Origin of the sequence: Kordia sp. (genome assembly GCF_045105435.1) — a bacterium.
Classification (GTDB): Bacteria; Bacteroidota; Bacteroidia; order Flavobacteriales; family Flavobacteriaceae; genus Kordia.
The window spans coordinates 1-18,038 of the sequence record NZ_JBGCDL010000250.1 but is presented as its reverse complement, the minus strand read 5'-3'; the positions used below and the strand labels follow the sequence as shown (position 1 = coordinate 18,038).

The following is an 18,038-nucleotide window of genomic DNA, read 5'->3' as shown; positions in this document are numbered from 1 at the left end:
ACCTATTGTGAACAAGGAATTGACGTGCGTGCGTATGCGCAAAAAGGACAAAATATTGTGCGTTCTTCTTGTGTAGGTTGTGGAGTTTGTAGCGCAGTTTGCCCAAGAGGAGTTTTAAAGTTAGAAAACGGACCCGATGATGGCGCTACGCGTCACGAAATTCCTGAAGTTATCTTAGGAAACGATGTAAACTTATTTGAAATGTTAGAGGAGAATAAATAAGTAGTGAGGTATTAGTATTGAGATGTAAATCCTATGCTAGACTTATAACTTTTAAACTATATAATTTCGAACGTCAGTTCGAGTGATTTTTCGCAATAAAATGAAGAAAAATTGTATCGAGAACAACTTAGAAACTTGAAATTTTAAATGCTAAATGCATTTTACATGGTAATTTGGAAACTCATTTAACATTTACAATTTAAAATATAACATAAAAGCTAGCGGCTAATAGCTAGAAGCAAAAAGCCAACAAACATGAAACATCTATTAATCATCATCTGTTTGAGTGTTACATTCAGTGCAAGCGCACAAAAGAAGTATAAAAAAAGTTATTTCGATAATGGACAGCTTCAAGAAGAAGGCTGGACTAAAAAAGGTGTAAAAATAAAACATTGGAAATTCTATTATCAAAATGGAGCGCTAAAAAAACAAGGTAGCTTCAAGAATGGGAAACCCGCAAAATATTGGTACTTTTATCGCGCAAATGGCACAAAGGAAAGTGCAGGACATTTTGTGAATGGAAAAAAGAGCAAATGGTGGCTTTTTTTTGATATGAATGGAAACGTAAATCACAAATGTCAATTGAAGAATAATCAGAAAAACGGATATTGCCTGCGCTATATGGATGAAGAGTTGATTCGTGCTGAAAAATATCAAAATGGAAAGAAAATTGGCGAATGGACCGATTTAAAGAGTTTTAAAAAGGAAAATAGCGTTTGGGATTTGAAGTAATTTAGTTGCTTGTTGTTAGTTACTAGTTGCTGGTTTTAGCTACTTGTGAATAGAAATGTAAAATTATAAATGCTAAATTTTAAATGTTAAATATATTTCTAAGCGAAATTTGGAAACGCATTCAACATTTATAATATAAAATATAACATAAAAGCTATACTCAAAACGTCAGTTCGAGTGGCTTTTCGTACTAAAATGAAGAAAAACTGTATCGAGAACAACTTGGAAACTAAAAATTATAAATGCTAAATTTTGAATGTTAAATATATTTCTAAGCGCAATTTGGAAACGCATTCAACATTTATAATATAAAATATAACAATAGATTCCTGCCTACGCAGGAAAGAAAAATAAAATATGATCATAAAAGTCATCATTCCTGCATATAATGAAGAAGATTCTATTGCAAATGTGATTCAGGAAATCCCCAAAAATGTCACCGAAGTTATTGTGGTGAGCAATAATTCTACCGATACTACGGAAGCAAATGCCAAAGCCGCAGGCGCAACAGTATTGAAAGAACCACGAAAAGGTTACGGTTATGCTTGCTTGAAAGGAATGGAATATATTGCCAATCAGGAAGAAAAGCCAACAATTCTTGTATTTTTGGATGGCGATTATTCGGATTATCCTGAAGAATTGACTAAAATTGTGGCGCCAATTATTGAGCAAGATATTGATTTTGTCGTTGGTTCGCGTGTAAAATCGCTTCGAGAAGATGGCTCCATGACGCCGCAACAAGTATTCGGAAATTGGCTCGCTACTTTTTTGATGAAGCTATTTTTTAGCGCACGTTTTACCGATTTAGGCCCTTTTAGAGCAATTAAGTACGAGAAACTCCTAAATTTGAATATGGAAGATAAAACCTATGGCTGGACAGTGGAAATGCAACTCAAAGCATTGAAGCAGAAACTGTCATACGTAGAAGTTCCTGTAAAATATAAAAAGAGAATTGGTGTCTCAAAAGTTTCAGGAACCGTAAAAGGTACTATATTTGCGGGCGTGAAAATTTTAGGTTGGATTTTTAAATATAGTTTTAAGTAAATGGGATTTGATGCAGAATTTTACAAATTAGCAGCTTCGTTTTTTGTCATGGCAATTTACGGTATCGCTCTGATTTTGATTTTAATGTATAGCTTGGCACAGTTGAACTTATTGATCAATTATTTACGATCAAAAAAGGAAGAGGACAATGCGCCACGCTTTGATTTGAATAACTCGAATGAAGTGCCGTACGTAACCATTCAGCTTCCTGTGTACAATGAATTGTATGTAATGGAACGCTTGTTAGATAATATTGCGTTGATCGATTATCCAAAAGATAAACTCGAAATTCAAGTGTTAGATGACTCTACAGACGAATCGGTTATTTCTACCGCAGCACAAATTAAAGAGATACAAAAACTCGGATTGGATATTGTACATATTCGACGTGAAGACAGATCGGGCTTTAAAGCCGGTGCTCTGAAAGAAGGTTTAGTTGATGCGAAAGGTGAATTTATCGCCATTTTTGATGCCGATTTCCTTCCAAAAACAGACTGGCTCAAACAGACAATTCCGTTCTTTAAAGATGATGAAATTGGCGTGGTACAAACACGTTGGGGACATATTAACCGCGATTATTCATTGCTTACAAAGATTCAGGCATTCGCGCTCGACGCACATTTTACGCTTGAACAAGTTGGAAGAAATTCCAAAGGTCATTTTATCAACTTTAACGGAACTGCCGGAATTTGGCGTAAAACCTGCATTATTGATGCTGGAAATTGGGAAGGCGATACACTTACCGAAGATTTAGATTTGAGTTACCGCGCACAGTTAAAAAACTGGAAATTCAAGTATTTGGAAGATGTAGAAACTCCTGCCGAATTGCCTGTGGTTATTAGTGCGGCACGTTCGCAACAATTCCGTTGGAATAAAGGTGGCGCAGAGAATTTTCGCAAAATGTTTAAGCGCGTTATTTTCTCTAAAAACATATCATTTAAGACAAAAATTCACGGAATTTTACACTTACTAAATAGTACGATGTTTTTAAACGTATTGCTTGTTGGTATTTTAAGTATTCCGATGTTGTACATAAAAAACACGTACGGACATTTAGAAATTTACTTCACTGTTTCAAGTTTCTTTATTGTAAGTACGATCATATTTTTCATCTGTTTTTGGTTTCCGTTTAAGCGTGTTCAAGGCGGTGGATTTTTAAAATTTCTCGAATACATTCAGATGTTTTTCGCTTTCTTTTCAGTTGCGATGGGATTCTCTGTGCACAATTCAATAGCCGTTATAGAAGGGCATGCTGGAAAACGTAGTGAATTTGTTCGTACGCCAAAATTCAACATTAAAAACTTGAAAGATTCTTGGAAAAACAACAAATACGTTAAAAAGAAAATTTCAGCAAATACCATTATTGAAGCTATCTTAATGGTGTATTTTTTGTTTGGAATGTACAGCGCATATCCGTTAAATGATTTTGGATTGTTTCCGTTTCACTTAATGCTATTCTTAGGTTTCGCTTTTGTATTTTTTAATTCGATTCGTTCAAAAGTGTGATCGCTTCCGTAGCGAAATATCAACGTTTCTCTATTGTACTTGTGTTTCTTAGTGCCTTTGTATATTTCTACATTGGCTATCCGTTAGTACGTACTGATGTTACTATTTTAATTTCGCTTTACGCGATTGGATTTGCTAGTTTTTTAGGATTAATTCAACTGAAAAAAAGTAGTTTTTGGTTCCTTGCGGGAATTGCCATTGCGTTCCGATTGATCTTTATAGGAAGTATTCCCAATTTGTCACAAGATTTTTACCGCTTTATTTGGGATGGAAGAATGCTCATTGAAGGCTGGAATCCGTATTTATATTTACCAAACGATTTGATGGCTTCCGGAACCGCACCAATTGCAGAAGCGCAGGAATTATTCAACGGAATGGGGAATTTAAGTGCTTCTCATTATACCAATTATCCGCCAATCAATCAATTATGTTTCGCTATCGCGGGATTCTTCTCAGAGAAAAGTATTGTCGGTTCGGTTGTCGTTTTGCGACTTTTAATTATTCTTGCAGACATTGGAACTTTGTATTTCGGCAGAAAACTATTAAAACGTTTAGGAATATCTGTTAACAATATTTGGTGGTATATTCTAAATCCTTTCATCATTATTGAACTTACAGGAAACCTACATTTTGAAGGTGTCATGATTTTCTTCGTAGTTTGGAGTTTATATCTATTACACAAAGGTTCCTGGAAATTAGCCGCAGTAGTGTTGGCTTTATCCGTTTCTGTAAAACTGATTCCGTTAATTTTCTTACCCATATTCTTTCAATGGTTTACCAAACATAAAGCTTCTGAATTGTCTAAAAATACGTTTTCAACTATATGGAAAGGCATTTTGAAATTATTGGCTTTTTACGGAATTGTATTGGCAACAATTGTCATTTTATTTTTACCCTTTTTATCGCAAGAATTTATTGAAAACTATCAAGAAACTGTTGAATTGTGGTTTCAAAATTTCGAGTTTAACGCAAGCTTTTATTACATTGCACGTTGGATTGGCTATGAAACTATCGGCTGGAATTTGATTAAAGATATTGGTAGAGTTACTCCAATACTTGTATTGATTTTCGTTGCAGGAATAAGTCTTTTCAGAAATAATAAAGACTTTCATAAAACAATCACGGCGCTTCTATTTGGACTTTCGTTCTACTTTTTTACCACAACCACTATGCATCCATGGTATTTAGCTACTTTGCTGATTTTAAGTGTATTTACCAACTATCGATTTACTGTAGTTTGGTCGTTTATGGTCATTTTTAGTTATACCGCTTATCAAAATGAAGGTTATGCAGAAAACCTAGGTTTTGTAGCTTTGGAATACCTTATTGTGTACACATTTTTGATCTATGAATTGTTTCTTCGCAAAGAAAAAAAAGTAAAAATTGAAGCTTCATAAATAGTATTTAACACTAATATTATGATAAAAAGGGCTGAATAGTTCCACATTTTTCGCTATTTTTATTATTATAACCAATTTATTTACTGATTATGAAAACGTTACAACTGTTACCTATTGCATTTTTGTTACTTTTTGGCAACTCATTAATTGCACAAATAAGTGGCTCTCCGAGAGAATTTGAAACTACTACTGAAATGTACAATCAGATTCGAAAATTTTTAAATACCAAAGAAAAAGATCCATACAAAATTGATTGGAACAATGTAAAAGGGAGTCCATATTTGGAACAAAACTATAAATTAGGACAATTTTTTGTTGGTGATAAATCGTATGGAAATGTAATGATGCGTTTCAATACATATACAGACGAAATTGAGTTAATGCCTATTAATGGAGAAGAAGTTGGTGCATTGATGAAGATAGACAATTCAAGACTTACCTACGGAAATAAAACTTTAGAATTACTTTCTTATAAAGATGAAGATGGCAATGTACAACAAGGTTATTTTTTAGTATTAAACACAAATACCAATGTAAAATTATTACTTAGAAAGAAATGTGTGTTTTCTCCAAATGAAAAAGCATTGACTGCAAACCAAGCTGATAGAGCTGCTAAGTTTACACAGTATGACTATTATTATATTCTTAAAGAAGGAATTCCAGTCATGGTAAGTCCAAAAAAGAAAGCAATTACAAAGCTTTTCCCTGAAAAAAAAGACGAAATTAAAAGCTATATAAAATCGGAAAGATTAAAGCTTAAAAATCAAAAAGACTTTGCTAAATTAGTCGATTATATTGCGACATTATAGTAAGATATTCTTCTATTCAAGCAGTTTTTTCTAGTTATTTTTATCCTTAGAAAAAACTGCTTTTATTTTTAAATCAATCCTAAATCTTTCGCATTTGCAATCAAGTGAATTGCGTTATTGGCTTTGAAATAAATTTTCAATTTACTCAATCGTTTTTCTATAGAACTCAGACTATTAGGCGAAATACTGCGCTTTTTTAAATCGCTTGCAATTTCATCCTGACTCATTCCTTTTGAAAGCAATTTCAGCAATTTAATATCATAATCATCAATTTCCATGTCGTTTTTAGGACTCAATGCGGCGCTGATTTGTTGCGACAAGTATTGTTCTCCTTTAAAGACTTCTTTGATGGCATTTGCGAGTTCTTGCAAACTTTTTCTTCCTTTACACACATACGCGTTAATTCCGTATTCACCTATCAATCGGCGGACACGTTGTAATTTATCTTCCACAGAATATACAATGATTTTTAAATTGGGTTGTTCTGATTTTAATTTTACAATTAAATCTTCTCCAGAGTTTAAGGTTTGCTCTCTGTGATCTTTCACAAAAGACAAATCGGTAATTAATAATTGATACGGTTTTTTATCTTTCCGTGCTTTCTTGGCTTTCAAATCTGCATCATCGCAATATTGTGCATGGTGTACAGTATCGATTTCCAATTTGGAAAGTACTGTAAGGACACCTGTGTTGATGTCATCCATATCTTCGGCAATTAAAACTTTAGTAAACATAGGCTATCTATCATACTGGAACATTAATACTAAACTTACAACCTTTGTGAAGTTCTGTATCAAAAGTAAGTTTTCCTTTAATTGCGCGAATACGGTTTTCCGCATTTTGCAATCCATTTTTAGAAATTTCTTCTGTAAAGCCTTTCCCATTATCAATGTATTGGATAAATAATTTCTTATTTTTCTTTTCTATAGAAACCACTACTAATGCAGCATTGCTGTGCTTTTTCATATTTGTAAGCAATTCTTGCAACACACGATATACGGTGATTTTTATGTGCGAAGAAATTCCTTTCCAAAGTTCCATATCATATCTTTTTAACAAAACATTTACCTTTTCTGATTGATAACTTCTAAACAAATTACTGAGTTCATCCGCAAATTTTTGGTCAGTATCTACACTTTGAATTTGCTTAGAAATATCGCGTGCTTGATTGTAGATTACATCTAATTTATCTAGAATTGTCTCTTTTTCAGGACTCGAAGTTTCTAGTTGTGACATTAGTTCATACAAATCATTTGCCAATTCGTCGTGTACTTTTGTAGAAATTCGTGCTTCCGTAACATGCACTGTTTTTACTTTTTCAATTTTGTGTTTGCGCTTGATTCTTTGGTAGATGAAGAAGATGAGGACGATTAAAACAACTAGAAAAAGTGATAACCCAAGAAGTTGTTGGGTTCTTTTTGATTCTTTGTTTTCGAGGATTATATTTTCTTTTTCAGAAGCTTCATAATTAAATCTATCATTAATATAAAAATAATCTACATCTTCTTTTTCTCTTTGCAATTCATTTTTTAGAAGAATAAACCTCTTATAATCTGTAACAGTATAGTCAACTTCAAGCTTTAATTCTAATGCTTCATATATTGATTTTTTCATCTTACGAATTTTCGCAGATTCCAATGCTTTATTAATGTATTTGGAAAACTTATTTTTATCAACATTTTTATATAATTCAGCCAACTTCAATAATGTAGAAAATTTTTCTGGTTGCAAATCTTTAGATACATAGTAGGCATACGAGTCTTGAAGTAAAGAATCGGATACTTTATTGAATCCATTCTTTAGGTATAATGTATGTGCTAAATTAAATTGTGTTCGTTTAGTTTCTAAAGTATTTTTTTTATAATCTTCAAAAGCTAAATTAAAATAATCAATAGCTTCATCATATCTTTTTAAATCTTTCAACGTATTTCCTTTGGCATTTCTTAGTAATCCTATGATTTTTCTCCCAATTAATTTGACTGAAATAGAATCTTTTAGGAGGTCTAATCCTTTATCAATATTATCGTTAGCTACTTTTATCCTACCTGTTTCTCTTGATATACTAGTTAAAGCCAGATATAATCCCGCTATTGATTTTAATTCATTACTGCCCTTTAAATATTTTAATCCTTCAGAGGCAGATAATTCAGATGCGCCAAAATTTCCTTCATTTTTTTGAACGTTAACAATTTCTAATAGCTCTTTTCCTGCTTGAATTGTATCGCCTAATTTTAAATATAAACTTTTTGAATCCGCAAAGTTTGCTAAGGCCAACCCAAAGCTGTCTAATTTTTTGAAATAATATCCTTTTTTATGACAAGCTCTTGCCATGCTTGCAACATCTTCCGTTTTTTCTGCTACTTGATAAAGTTTATCTGTGTAGTAAATTGCAGAATCAGTTTTTTTATAATTGAAGTAATATCTTGCTAATTTATCATAGGCTTTTTTAACTGATTCTATTTCATTCCTTTCTAAGGCTAGCCTTAACATTTCAAGAGTTGTTTTAATAGCTTTTTTGAAATTTTTATCGTCAGCTTCATAGTAAGCTTTGTCGCTAAGAGCTAATATTTCAGCATCATTTTTAGATTCGGAAATACCACCTATCTCACAACTGTTCATGAGAATAAGAAGAAAAAACAAAAAGAAGGATGTCACCGTTGGTAGTTTCATCCTTCTAAAATAGTAAAAATATAATTACAATGTCGTTTAACTTCCTTTAGGTTTCTCTTCTTCTCCTTCTCCTTCGGAAACTTCTCCATCTTCACCTTCAGTGGCTTGTTGTTCAAATTGTACTTCTTCTTCGGCAATTGAGGTTGGCGTACAAGAAAATAATGCGCAATTGAGGAAAACCGTAAGTATTATTAAGCTAAATTTTTTCATTTTGTATAGTTTAAAAATTGGACATACGTGTTGCCGTCCGAGAATACTCAGCGTAGTCAATGTTTGGCAACACAGCGAAATAGAAATGGCGCCGATTTCTAGTGTTTTTTTTGGGAAGTGAAGAGATAATTACAATACGTGTAGCTACTTCCAAGAGCTATCTAATTGCTTCTTATCTCACGAATAAACTGAGCTAAATACAGGAGATCAAATTGCTTTAATTCTCAGTTTTTAGAAATATTTCTGAAACAAAGAAACTGAGGTTTTTGATGAATGAATGGAAAGTTTAGGGAAGAGTTTGGGAAAGTTTGAAGAAATTAATTTCCCCTGATTTTCTGATATTTTTAAACGCTTTTACAATGAAAAAGAAACCTAAAACTAGAAGTCATGCATAGAGAGTTAGTATTAAGTGCTTTTGAAAAAGCAAAAAAAGAAGTAAAAGAAGCCACTGGAGTAACGATGTCCATTACAGGGCTCGCCAAGAAAATTTCAGATTATATGATGAACGAATGTCACTTTCAATATCATGAAAAAAGCCTTCGAAATAAGTATAATAAAGCAATGAAAGGTGAAGATGTAGCTCTTAAAAGTTCCGTTGCAAATTGCTTGTGTTGCTATCTTGGTTTTGAAAATTACTCCGATTTTATTATTGAAAAAAACAATAGAGAAATCCCTACGCAACCTACAGAAATTATTCCCGCAGAAAGTCTTGTAACACAAATGAAAGTAAAGAAAGAAACTGCATCAATGGGAGAGAAATTAAAAATTGTAATTCAGAAGAATAAGATTACACTGATTTTTTATTGGTCGGTTTTTTTGATGAATTTGGGACTTTACATATTACATCAAAATATGTAAGTTGCTCATAATTAGTTAATCTAGCGTAGTGCTTTTTAATAGAAAGTAGAAGGTTTCAAAAAGCCTAAAACAAAAAAAACCTCCCAAAATGAGAGGTTTCTGTTATGTATGTAGCGTACTAAATTTATAGATTTTTTAAATTTATAACTTCCTGTGCGTTTAATTCACGCCAATGACTTCTTGGTAAGTCTTTCTTTGTTAGTCCGGCAAAGACAACACGATCTAAACGTGCTATGGTGTACGATAAATGTTCAAAAATTGCTTTGACCAAACCATTGCTTCCCGTACTTACTTTGATACCTACTTCGCGTTTTGAAGCGCCTTGAATCCAAGAAATTTCGTCAACTCCATGTATGTCACCACGAATATTGAGCCCATCTTTAATTTTATTGAAATCCGCCTGACTCAAGTTTCTATCCAATTCTACATGGAATATTTTACGCACTCTTTGTCGTGGATCTGTTAGCTTTCTCGCCAATTCTCCATCGTTTGTAAATAATAACAAACCTGTTGCTTGTCGCTCCAAACGTCCTACAGGAACAATTCTTGCAGTTGTTGCACCTGCCACTAAATCCATGACCGTTTTACGACCTTTTTCATCTTTCGTTGTTACTAAAAATCCTTTTGGTTTGTTTAGTAAAATATAAGTTGCCTTTTCAGGATTGATAATGCGTCCATCAAAACGAACTTCATCTGTCAACTGTACTTTATAACCCATTTCAGTCACAACTTTACCGTTTACAGTGACACTTCCTATAGAAATGTGCATGTCTGCTTCTCGTCGTGAACAAATTCCTGCGTTTGAAATATATTTATTTAAGCGAATCTCATTCGGATTGCTTGAAGATTTTCGCTGTGGCGCTGCTTTTTTCTTGTAATTTGAATTTGGCTTATTTCTATCAAAAGGTTTTTTTCCTTCAAATGACTTTTTATCATCCGAAGATTTCTTTCCATCAATAGGCTTTTTCCCAACAGAAGACTTCTTCTTATCAAAAGGCTTTTTTCCTCCTGCATTTTTCCCGCTTGGTTTAACTCTACTTTTACCGTGTCGCTCTTTTGCCATTGTGTATTATGCTATAAATTTTGCGCAAAGATACTTTTTAATTTTCGATAACCGAATCTAGAATCAATTATTCGTTTATAGCTTTGAAACAAATAACACATTCAAAATCAACTCATAACCTATTCCGTAATCTTGATCGTACGCTGACGTTCTCTATTGACAGTTAATTGTGTCACATCTGGACGCGAATAATGTCCGACAGCATCAAAGTTTTGGCGTTCTTCCAATACACGATTAAAGTCTAAAGTAGCAATGATTAAGCCTTCTTTGTGTAATACAGGCGGAATTAACCATTCGCCATCAGGACTTGCAATACACGATCCGCCATTTGCTATTTCATCCGGAACATTTTTTAAAATTTCAGCTACATGCGGAATATCTGATGGAATGTCCGCTTTTCGCATCAAACTAGAAACAGAAATCACATACGAACGCGATTCACGTGCTATAAAACGCGTAATATCTTTGGTATTGACTTCACTTCCTGGCCAAACTGCAATGTGCAAATTTTCGCCCATTCCGTACAAAGCTGCTCTTGGTAACGGCATCCAATTTTCCCAGCAATTGAGTCCACCAACTGTAAAGTCTTTTAACGGATGTACTTTCAAGCCATTTCCATCGCCGCTCGCCCATGTTAAGCGCTCTTCATAGGTTGGCATAAGTTTTCTGTGCATGGATTCAATACTTCCATCTTGATTTATGTAGGCTAACGAACAGTAAATACTATGTCCACCACGATCTGCTGCGCGTTCCATCAATCCTAAATAAATAGCAATATTATGTTCCTTTGCTAAGTCGCAAATTGCATCTAAATCACCTTTTTCTACTTGCACAGAATTTTGGACATAATGTCTGTGTATTTCTTTTTGCGTAGTCGAATTAAACGCTGCTCCATTCGTATTGGCAACCCAAAACGGATAGCCTGGCAATAAGGCTTCACCAAAAACGATGAGTTCACAGTTTTGCTGACTTGCCTCCAAAATGTATTGCTGTATTTTTTCTAAGGTTTTCGATTTATCTAACCAAACAGGTGCAATTTGCGCTAAGGCAACTTTTAATTCGTATGAAGATGACATAGATTATTTTTTATGATTTAGTATTCCTCCCTTTTATTTGTCGATGAAAAGTTAAGAACCTTTAAAAAATTAACATTTTAATACTTGTTGAATTGCTACAAATTACCAATTTTCAAGAAGAAAACCACGCTTCAAAATCGCTTTAACAATTTGGAGTTATTTGTAAATTTTTATCACAAAACACGCGTGATGTTGTTCAAAATGACATCAATATTTAAAAGCGGAATACTGAAAACACCTGAAACAATAATGAATTTTAAAATGTTGTGAAGTAATAAGTATTGTGGTTTTGTGTTTGCTTTGTAAAGTATCACCACGGAAAAAATTAAAAGTCCAATACTGCCGTAGAAATAAAAACGCATGTAGCCTGTGTCGTAGCGAGAGATTAGAAATATTGTGACTAAAACCGCAGTAGTTGCAGCTAATGTGATGAGCGCTTTGGAAACTTTTTCTCCGTATATGACTGGAATTGTTTTGTAATCTTGTGCCAAATCGCCTTTGATATTTTCTAAGTCTTTGATGAATTCGCGAATTAGAATTAATAAAAACAGAAAAGCTGCATGTACAAATACGACGCTGTTTAAGTTTCCGTAATAGATAAATATGGCAAAAAATGGCGTAATTGCTAGCGTTGCCGAAGTCAAATTCCCCAAAAATGGTATCTTTTTCAGCTTATGAGAATAAAACCATATTCCGAAAATATACGCTGAAAAGAATATAAATGCATTGAACGACACAAAACTTGCAATGGCAACCGAAATGAAGTTTAAGGTAAAATAGGTTACAATTTTTGTGCGTTGACTTACCAAACGATCTAACATTGATTTTTTAGGTCGATTGATTAAATCTTTTTCCGCATCATAAAAATTATTGATAATATATCCGCCAGCAATAGCAACTGCGGAAGCCAACACAAGTGCTAGTATATGTTTATCTAAAATAATTTCCATGAATCCTTCTTTTGGCGCCAAAATATATCTTGCTGCCAAATATTGTGCAATGACAATAATTAGGATATTGTATCCTCTTACAACAGAGAATAAACTAAAAAGTTTGTAGTAAAATAGCTTTCGCTTTCTAGATAACATTTGCGCCCAACTTTAGAAGTTGTAAACTACTTCAAGTTTGTAATCTTTTAGCGTTTCTTTTGTTTTTTCGATGTTTTGTGTGAATCCAAGAATATATCCGCCTCCGCCAGATCCACAAAGTTTTAAGTAGTAATCGTTGGTATCAATTCCTTGTTTCCATAGTGAATGAAATTGTTGTGGAATCATCGGTTTGAAGTTTTTGAAAACAACTTTTGACAATGATTTTAAGTTTCCAAATAAAGATTTTACATCTCCTTTTAGGAAATCTTCCACACAAGAATCGGTATGTTTTATAAATTGATCTTTCAGCATGTTACGGAAACCTTCTTGCTTCATATTTTCCATAAAAATATTCACCATTGGTGCCGTTTCGCCCATAATTCCGCTATCTAATAAAAACACAGCTCCAGTTCCAACTTCGTTTTGCGAAGGAATTCCTGTAGGTTCAATATTATCTTTGGAATTGATTAAAATCGGAATGCTTAAGTAGCTATTTAATGGATCTAAACCAGAACTTTTTCCATGAAAAAAGGATTCCATAGCTCCAAAAATCTCTTTTAATTTTAATAATTTAGCTCTCGTCAAGTTTTCTAAAACTGTGATTTTATCATACGCATATTTATCGTAGATAGAAGCCACTAACGCGCCAGAACTCCCTACTCCATATCCTTGCGGAATAGAAGAATCAAAGTACATTCCGTTTTCCAAATCGCTTTTTAAAGCAGCCACATCAAACGTTACCAATTCGTCGTTTAAAGCGTCTAAGTGATTGGCAAAATTTTGTAAACTTTTGTTAGAATCTTTTGCTTCTTCCGAAAGATTTTCATCGATTTTTAAAGCTCCTTTGTAAAAGTTGTATGGAATGGATAAACCTTTAGAATCTTTGATGATTCCGTATTCTCCGAAGAGAAGAATTTTAGAGTAGAAAAGAGGTCCTTTCATTTGTCCGTTGTTTATTTCAATTTGAGGCTATTGTTAGTGTAAAATTACGACTTTTTTGCTCCAAAACCTATTCTATCACATATATGATGTTCGTTTTGGCAAAATTTTATTAATTCGTTTTGAATAAATGGATATACGATATCTTTTTCATTTTCAGGATATAATACATGTACATTCGCGCCAGCATCTAAGGTAAAACACACATTTGATCCTGATGTTTCACGAAATTTCCAAATTCGGTTGATGATTTCGAGCGTATTCGGTTTCATTAAAATGAAATACGGCATAGAAGTCATCATCATTGCATGTAAAGTTAATGCTTCACTTTCTACGATAGCTATAAATTCTTTTAAATCGCCATCTGCTAAGACGGATTGCATTTTTGTGAGGTTTTCATGCGCTTGCGCGAAACGTTCCGCAGCAAATGGGTGATTGTGCATCAAATTATGTCCAACCGAACTACTTACCTGCTTTTCGCCTTTGTCAACTAATAGAATAGTATCGTGGTAATTTTTGAAAACTTCATGTACTTTATATGGATATTTTATCGCGAATAAATCTGAACTTCCTACAGTATCTTCATGTGTTCCCCAAACTATTAAATCGCCTTCAATGCTTCTGCTTGCGCTTCCAGAACCTAAACGTGCTAAAAATGATGCTTTTTGATTAAAGTGTTCGTCTGTCATTGCTGGATTTAGTTCTTTTTCTAAACTTAGTAAACACAACGCTAACGCACTCATTCCGGATGCTGAAGAAGCAATTCCACTACTGTGTGGAAAGGAATTTGAGGTTTCAATTGTAAAATGATAGTCTTTTAAGAATGGAAGATATTGCTCAATTCGTTGTAAAAACGTATTGATTTTTGGTTTGAAATCGTCTTTTTGTTTCCCTTCAAAAAATAAGTCAAAAGAAAAGTCAGTATTTGTCGTTTCCTGCTTTTTATAAGATAACTTGGTTGTTGTTGCGCAGGCATCTAAGGTAAAACTGATGGATGGATTTTGTGGAATTTGATCTTCTTTTTTTCCCCAATATTTGATAAGTGCAATGTTACTTGGCGATTTCCAAGTGACATTTCCGGATACAACATTTTTTGTATATGCTTTGGGCAGAAACGCAGCTATTTTCATAGACGATTTTAAAATTTATGCAAAGATACGACTTTAGACTTATTTAGACTTCTTAGATTGTTAGATTGTTAGACTTGCTGAGGCTTTTAGAATGTTAGACTCGTTTTGCTTTTGGTATTTTTTTGAAACGTCTTTGCGAGGAGTTTGCGACGTGGCAATCTGTTACTTCAATGAACAATACCGTTCTACTATAAACAAATTACTTCGCTATTGCTCGTAATGACGAATCTTAGTTTTTGATTGTTTATCGGCACGAGTTGCAAACTCGCGCTTAAAAATTAAGTAGTCTGTAAATCAGCGATTTATAAATTTAAAAAAGACTGATTTTCTGTATTTCGTATTCACTTTTGTATTCAGTTCTATATTTAATAATAATTCAAATTTAATAAAAAAATATATGAATTAACCTACGTAAATTAAAAACTAATACTCCAATACAATTATTTTCCAAATTACAATAATTCTTGTGCGCATAATTTAAGTGATTAAAACCTCTAAATAAGAATCAAAATACGCTCAAAAAGTATTAAAAATATTCTTTTAAATTACGGAAAACCGTAAGAATAATTATTATTTTATAAGTAGGTAAATATTTATAAAATAGTAATAACGTAAGTTTTTTACGGTTTTACTATAAGTAAATACACTTCTCTGTTATATATTTGTGTGAAATATTTCTTTTTTTTACGAAAAACAAGAAATATACAATTTATATGTAAAATACAGTATTTAATTTTCCATGCTTAGCGGTTTATTTATTAATTTACTTTCATAAGTAATTTAAAAACTTAAACTTGAGTATTATGAAAAAAGTATTTTTAACAGTAGTGGTTACAATTTTATTTTCAACTGTTTATACAAGTTGTACACCAGAAGCATTAACAAGTGAGGATGAAATAGAAATATCAACTGTTGACCCCGCAAATGATGGAAAAGTAGATGACCAAGATTACGAAGAGACTGGAGACGAATAAGTTTAAGCAAATAGTAAAAGGCATCTTTATGATGTTTATCATAACGATGTCTTTATATCATGCTTCATTTCCCGATGTGCCAAAAGAATTGGAATCTCATAAATATGTTTATAAATCAATAATAAAAGATCGTGATAGAATCGATAAAGAATTGGTGAATAAATTATTATCTAATTCTTTGACAAGAGAGGAATATGCAGATACCTTAATTAAACATAAGCAATTATTTAAACAAAAGTTAAGAGACTGTAACAAAGAAAAAAAGGCTATTGTACATAATTTCACATTTAACGGAAGAAGTAGTTTTCACTATTGGTTTTTTGTGTTTGGATTATCTTTTTCATTTTTAATATTAGCATTGCGGTATACATACAAATTGGTATACAAGCTAAAAGGTGGATATTTAAAGAAATCCTTAATTTTTGAATCTGTAGGATGGATAGCCATATCTTTATTTTGGGTATTACATACTGTATTCAAAAAAACAGATGATTTGCCTAATTCAGTTTATATTCTAGTAGTTTTCAGTATTTCCATACTCATAAGTATTTCTATTTTTTTCCTTTTAAAACATTTAGCAAACAGAAAACATCATACCCTCAAAAGCTACAAAGCATCAGTAATTAACCTCATTGAACTCGTTGGAGACATCAGAGTAAATCATTACTTTCATATTGCAGCTAAAGCCATAAATAAAGACAACGAAAAAATAATATCGAAAGATTCTGAAATAATGGATAAAAAGATATTTACAACATTAGAAAAGGTAGCAGATGGCAGAGAATAGAGAAGAAATTTTATTACGCTTAAAAAGTTTAGGGCTTATAATAAAAGATACTACAATCAATAACCTTATTGTTTCTTTAAACGATATATTAAACGATTTACGCGATAATGAAATTAAACTTTTAGAAGAGTTTGAAAGAATACACAAAAGGAAAGTCAATGGTGATGAACTATCATATTTTGAAAATTTACTATATGATCATATTAGAGAAAATTATACTAAAAAATAATTTATTCATTATCTACAATTTTACTAATCTTCTCAGAAATTCTTAATTTATCAAAGAATAAATTAAATGATGGAAGTTTTAAAAAATCATCCTGTCGTAAAACTAAGTAAGCAACAAGAATATCTTTATCCACATTTTCCAATGCATTCAATAAATCAGTTTCAAATAATTGTTCTAAAGATTCGGTATGGTTAACTTTTATAGGTCTGATACCATCTTTTAACCATTTTTTAGAAATACCACATTTTTGCTCTATCAAAATTAAATACCCATCATTAATACTTCCTCTCCTAATTGCAGAACGAAATGTATCGGCTTTTATACCAAGTGCATCCGCAACTTTTTGCGCATTAAGATTAAGTTCGTCAAAAGCTATTTTAAATCGTTCTTTCATTTTTTACAAGAAAAATGTCGTGTTTTGTTGTTTTTAGTGAAAAATGTCGTTTATTTGTAATGATCTACAACAAATGTAATAAAACGTTTGTTAGGATTGAATTGCATGCATGCTTTTTCATAATAATAAGTTTAAAGTTTAGAGATTCCCCAATTCCCTTTTAACTGTATTGCTTTATTAATAACTGATTTAATGTAAAGATTATGAAGCAAAAATTTGCAAACTATTTAAAACTAGGAATTCTATTATTCGGAATTACTATATTCTTGCATAGCTGTCAAAATGATGAGCCTATTGCAAAAAATGAACATTCTTTTTTAAAGAAAGGTAAAATTGAAAACTACAGTAAACTAAACACTTTTGTAGAAAAGCTAAAAGAAAAACCAACTGCCGCAATTGATAGTAAAACAACTTCTTTAGAAACTACAAACGGTTTTGATATTCTCTACGATCAAGACATGTATATTCAAGAATATGATGGTACAGAAACTTTTTCAATTCCTATTTATAAAAACAATCAATTAGGTGGTACGTTTAGTAATCTTATTGTAAAGTTTAGTGATACAGAGCCAACGGAAGCTTTTATTTTAAATTATGATCCCGATGATGAGTATATAAATGAAGTTGTAAATGACGATCAAACTCCATTTGTGGGTATTATTAGTTCTGAACCTGTAGTGTATAATGGTAGCTTAGACAATTTGAAAAGCACTGGAGGATGCACAACAATGACCATAAAGTATTGTAATTTTGAAGCAACAGAAGATGGGAATATACACGGAGAAACCCATTTAGGAGGTAAAAACTGTTCTCCAGGATACTATTGGTTTGTAACTTATATTATTTGTTATGGAGACGATTTCCCACAATTAGTAGACGTTCCACTTCCCGGTGGTGGTAATCCATC

Annotated in this window: 20 protein-coding genes; 11 read left to right on the top strand and 9 right to left on the bottom strand. The window is 32.4% G+C overall.

Going from position 1 to position 18,038, the window contains the following annotated elements; genetic code table 11:
- The 6 genes from AB8B65_RS12790 to AB8B65_RS12765 form a co-directional block, all read left to right on the top strand.
- A partial coding sequence (locus tag AB8B65_RS12790; protein WP_405301463.1) for a 4Fe-4S binding protein occupies positions 1-222 on the top strand: 222 nt, incomplete at its 5' end.
- 255 nt (positions 223-477) lie between these two features.
- Entirely contained in the window at positions 478-954 is a 477-nt protein-coding gene (locus tag AB8B65_RS12785) for a toxin-antitoxin system YwqK family antitoxin (RefSeq protein ID WP_405301462.1), read from the top strand.
- Positions 955-1,311: 357 nt separating this feature from the next.
- A complete protein-coding gene (locus AB8B65_RS12780) occupies positions 1,312-1,998 on the top strand; it encodes a glycosyltransferase family 2 protein (RefSeq protein WP_405301461.1) in 687 nt (228 codons plus the stop codon).
- Positions 1,999-3,504: a cellulose synthase family protein gene (locus AB8B65_RS12775; RefSeq protein WP_405301459.1), complete on the top strand. Its 1,506-nt coding sequence runs from the start codon at positions 1,999-2,001 to the stop codon at positions 3,502-3,504.
- Positions 3,501-4,901, top strand: a complete 1,401-nt coding sequence (locus tag AB8B65_RS12770) for a glycosyltransferase 87 family protein (protein WP_405301458.1) — start codon at positions 3,501-3,503, stop codon at positions 4,899-4,901. Before AB8B65_RS12775 ends, AB8B65_RS12770 begins: the two co-directional genes overlap by 4 nt.
- A gap of 92 nt (positions 4,902-4,993) precedes the next feature.
- Positions 4,994-5,713 carry a hypothetical protein gene (locus AB8B65_RS12765; protein WP_405301457.1) on the top strand — a complete coding sequence of 240 codons (720 nt, stop codon included), beginning with the start codon at positions 4,994-4,996 and terminating at the stop codon, positions 5,711-5,713.
- Positions 5,714-5,781: 68 nt separating this feature from the next.
- Here the strand turns inward: AB8B65_RS12765 and AB8B65_RS12760 are convergent, their stop codons facing one another.
- Genes AB8B65_RS12760 through AB8B65_RS12750 form a run of 3 tightly spaced genes read right to left on the bottom strand, consistent with a single transcriptional unit; the run spans position 5,782 to position 8,593 of the window.
- The gene (locus AB8B65_RS12760) at positions 5,782-6,447 is read right to left on the bottom strand and encodes a response regulator (protein ID WP_405301456.1); all 666 of its coding nucleotides are present in this window, start codon (positions 6,445-6,447) and stop codon (positions 5,782-5,784) included.
- A 10-nt stretch (positions 6,448-6,457) separates the two neighbouring features.
- Complete coding sequence (locus AB8B65_RS12755; protein WP_405301455.1) at positions 6,458-8,383, bottom strand: sensor histidine kinase; 1,926 nt, start codon at positions 8,381-8,383, stop codon at positions 6,458-6,460.
- Positions 8,384-8,419: 36 nt separating this feature from the next.
- The gene (locus tag AB8B65_RS12750) at positions 8,420-8,593 is read right to left on the bottom strand and encodes a hypothetical protein (RefSeq protein WP_405301454.1); all 174 of its coding nucleotides are present in this window, start codon (positions 8,591-8,593) and stop codon (positions 8,420-8,422) included.
- 387 nt (positions 8,594-8,980) lie between these two features.
- Between AB8B65_RS12750 and AB8B65_RS12745 the strand changes: the two genes are divergently transcribed.
- Entirely contained in the window at positions 8,981-9,451 is a 471-nt protein-coding gene (locus tag AB8B65_RS12745; RefSeq protein WP_405301453.1) for a hypothetical protein, read from the top strand.
- Positions 9,452-9,575: 124 nt separating this feature from the next.
- Here AB8B65_RS12745 and AB8B65_RS12740 read toward each other — a convergent pair whose 3' ends face one another.
- The 5 genes from AB8B65_RS12740 to AB8B65_RS12720 all read right to left on the bottom strand — a co-directional run bounded on the left by AB8B65_RS12740 (position 9,576) and on the right by AB8B65_RS12720 (position 14,747).
- Complete coding sequence (locus AB8B65_RS12740; RefSeq protein WP_405301452.1) at positions 9,576-10,514, bottom strand: pseudouridine synthase; 939 nt, start codon at positions 10,512-10,514, stop codon at positions 9,576-9,578.
- Positions 10,515-10,633: 119 nt separating this feature from the next.
- Positions 10,634-11,590, bottom strand: a complete 957-nt coding sequence (locus AB8B65_RS12735) for a carbon-nitrogen hydrolase family protein (RefSeq protein ID WP_405301450.1) — start codon at positions 11,588-11,590, stop codon at positions 10,634-10,636.
- A gap of 173 nt (positions 11,591-11,763) precedes the next feature.
- Positions 11,764-12,678 (bottom strand): geranylgeranylglycerol-phosphate geranylgeranyltransferase, encoded by a 915-nt coding sequence (locus tag AB8B65_RS12730; RefSeq protein ID WP_405301448.1) that lies wholly within the window; start codon positions 12,676-12,678, stop codon positions 11,764-11,766.
- A gap of 12 nt (positions 12,679-12,690) precedes the next feature.
- On the bottom strand, positions 12,691-13,620 hold the full coding sequence (locus AB8B65_RS12725; RefSeq protein WP_405301447.1) for a mevalonate kinase: 930 nt from the start codon (positions 13,618-13,620) through the stop codon (positions 12,691-12,693).
- 44 nt (positions 13,621-13,664) lie between these two features.
- On the bottom strand, positions 13,665-14,747 hold the full coding sequence (locus AB8B65_RS12720) for a diphosphomevalonate/mevalonate 3,5-bisphosphate decarboxylase family protein (RefSeq protein WP_405301445.1): 1,083 nt from the start codon (positions 14,745-14,747) through the stop codon (positions 13,665-13,667).
- Between the two features lie 803 nt (positions 14,748-15,550).
- Here AB8B65_RS12720 and AB8B65_RS12715 point away from each other — a divergent pair.
- From AB8B65_RS12715 to AB8B65_RS12705, 3 genes are read left to right on the top strand one after another with little or no spacing between them, the layout of a single operon-like run.
- Positions 15,551-15,721 (top strand): hypothetical protein, encoded by a 171-nt coding sequence (locus tag AB8B65_RS12715; protein WP_405301444.1) that lies wholly within the window; start codon positions 15,551-15,553, stop codon positions 15,719-15,721.
- Positions 15,722-15,749: 28 nt separating this feature from the next.
- Entirely contained in the window at positions 15,750-16,508 is a 759-nt protein-coding gene (locus tag AB8B65_RS12710) for a hypothetical protein (RefSeq protein WP_405301443.1), read from the top strand.
- Positions 16,495-16,737, top strand: a complete 243-nt coding sequence (locus tag AB8B65_RS12705) for a hypothetical protein (protein WP_405301441.1) — start codon at positions 16,495-16,497, stop codon at positions 16,735-16,737. Before AB8B65_RS12710 ends, AB8B65_RS12705 begins: the two co-directional genes overlap by 14 nt.
- Position 16,738: 1 nt before the next feature.
- Here AB8B65_RS12705 and AB8B65_RS12700 read toward each other — a convergent pair whose 3' ends face one another.
- Entirely contained in the window at positions 16,739-17,131 is a 393-nt protein-coding gene (locus tag AB8B65_RS12700; protein ID WP_405301439.1) for a hypothetical protein, read from the bottom strand.
- 203 nt (positions 17,132-17,334) lie between these two features.
- On the opposite strand from AB8B65_RS12700, the gene AB8B65_RS12695 reads away from it, so the two are divergent.
- A partial coding sequence (locus AB8B65_RS12695) for a hypothetical protein (protein ID WP_405301438.1) occupies positions 17,335-18,038 on the top strand: 704 nt, incomplete at its 3' end.

Excerpts from the sequence above, each read along its gene's own strand:
- AB8B65_RS12785 (WP_405301462.1), top strand. The coding sequence starts at position 478 with ATGAAACATCTATTAATCATCATCTGTTTGAGTGTTACATTCAGTGCA.
- AB8B65_RS12780 (WP_405301461.1), top strand. The coding sequence starts at position 1,312 with ATGATCATAAAAGTCATCATTCCTGCATATAATGAAGAAGATTCTATT.
- AB8B65_RS12775 (WP_405301459.1), top strand. The coding sequence starts at position 1,999 with ATGGGATTTGATGCAGAATTTTACAAATTAGCAGCTTCGTTTTTTGTC.
- AB8B65_RS12765 (WP_405301457.1), top strand. The coding sequence starts at position 4,994 with ATGAAAACGTTACAACTGTTACCTATTGCATTTTTGTTACTTTTTGGC.
- AB8B65_RS12760 (WP_405301456.1), bottom strand. The coding sequence starts at position 6,447 with ATGTTTACTAAAGTTTTAATTGCCGAAGATATGGATGACATCAACACA.
- AB8B65_RS12755 (WP_405301455.1), bottom strand. The coding sequence starts at position 8,383 with ATGAAACTACCAACGGTGACATCCTTCTTTTTGTTTTTTCTTCTTATT.
- AB8B65_RS12750 (WP_405301454.1), bottom strand. The coding sequence starts at position 8,593 with ATGAAAAAATTTAGCTTAATAATACTTACGGTTTTCCTCAATTGCGCA.
- AB8B65_RS12745 (WP_405301453.1), top strand. The coding sequence starts at position 8,981 with ATGCATAGAGAGTTAGTATTAAGTGCTTTTGAAAAAGCAAAAAAAGAA.
- AB8B65_RS12740 (WP_405301452.1), bottom strand. The coding sequence starts at position 10,514 with ATGGCAAAAGAGCGACACGGTAAAAGTAGAGTTAAACCAAGCGGGAAA.
- AB8B65_RS12735 (WP_405301450.1), bottom strand. The coding sequence starts at position 11,590 with ATGTCATCTTCATACGAATTAAAAGTTGCCTTAGCGCAAATTGCACCT.
- AB8B65_RS12730 (WP_405301448.1), bottom strand. The coding sequence starts at position 12,678 with ATGTTATCTAGAAAGCGAAAGCTATTTTACTACAAACTTTTTAGTTTA.
- AB8B65_RS12725 (WP_405301447.1), bottom strand. The coding sequence starts at position 13,620 with ATGAAAGGACCTCTTTTCTACTCTAAAATTCTTCTCTTCGGAGAATAC.
- AB8B65_RS12720 (WP_405301445.1), bottom strand. The coding sequence starts at position 14,747 with ATGAAAATAGCTGCGTTTCTGCCCAAAGCATATACAAAAAATGTTGTA.
- AB8B65_RS12715 (WP_405301444.1), top strand. The coding sequence starts at position 15,551 with ATGAAAAAAGTATTTTTAACAGTAGTGGTTACAATTTTATTTTCAACT.
- AB8B65_RS12710 (WP_405301443.1), top strand. The coding sequence starts at position 15,750 with ATGATGTTTATCATAACGATGTCTTTATATCATGCTTCATTTCCCGAT.
- AB8B65_RS12705 (WP_405301441.1), top strand. The coding sequence starts at position 16,495 with ATGGCAGAGAATAGAGAAGAAATTTTATTACGCTTAAAAAGTTTAGGG.
- AB8B65_RS12700 (WP_405301439.1), bottom strand. The coding sequence starts at position 17,131 with ATGAAAGAACGATTTAAAATAGCTTTTGACGAACTTAATCTTAATGCG.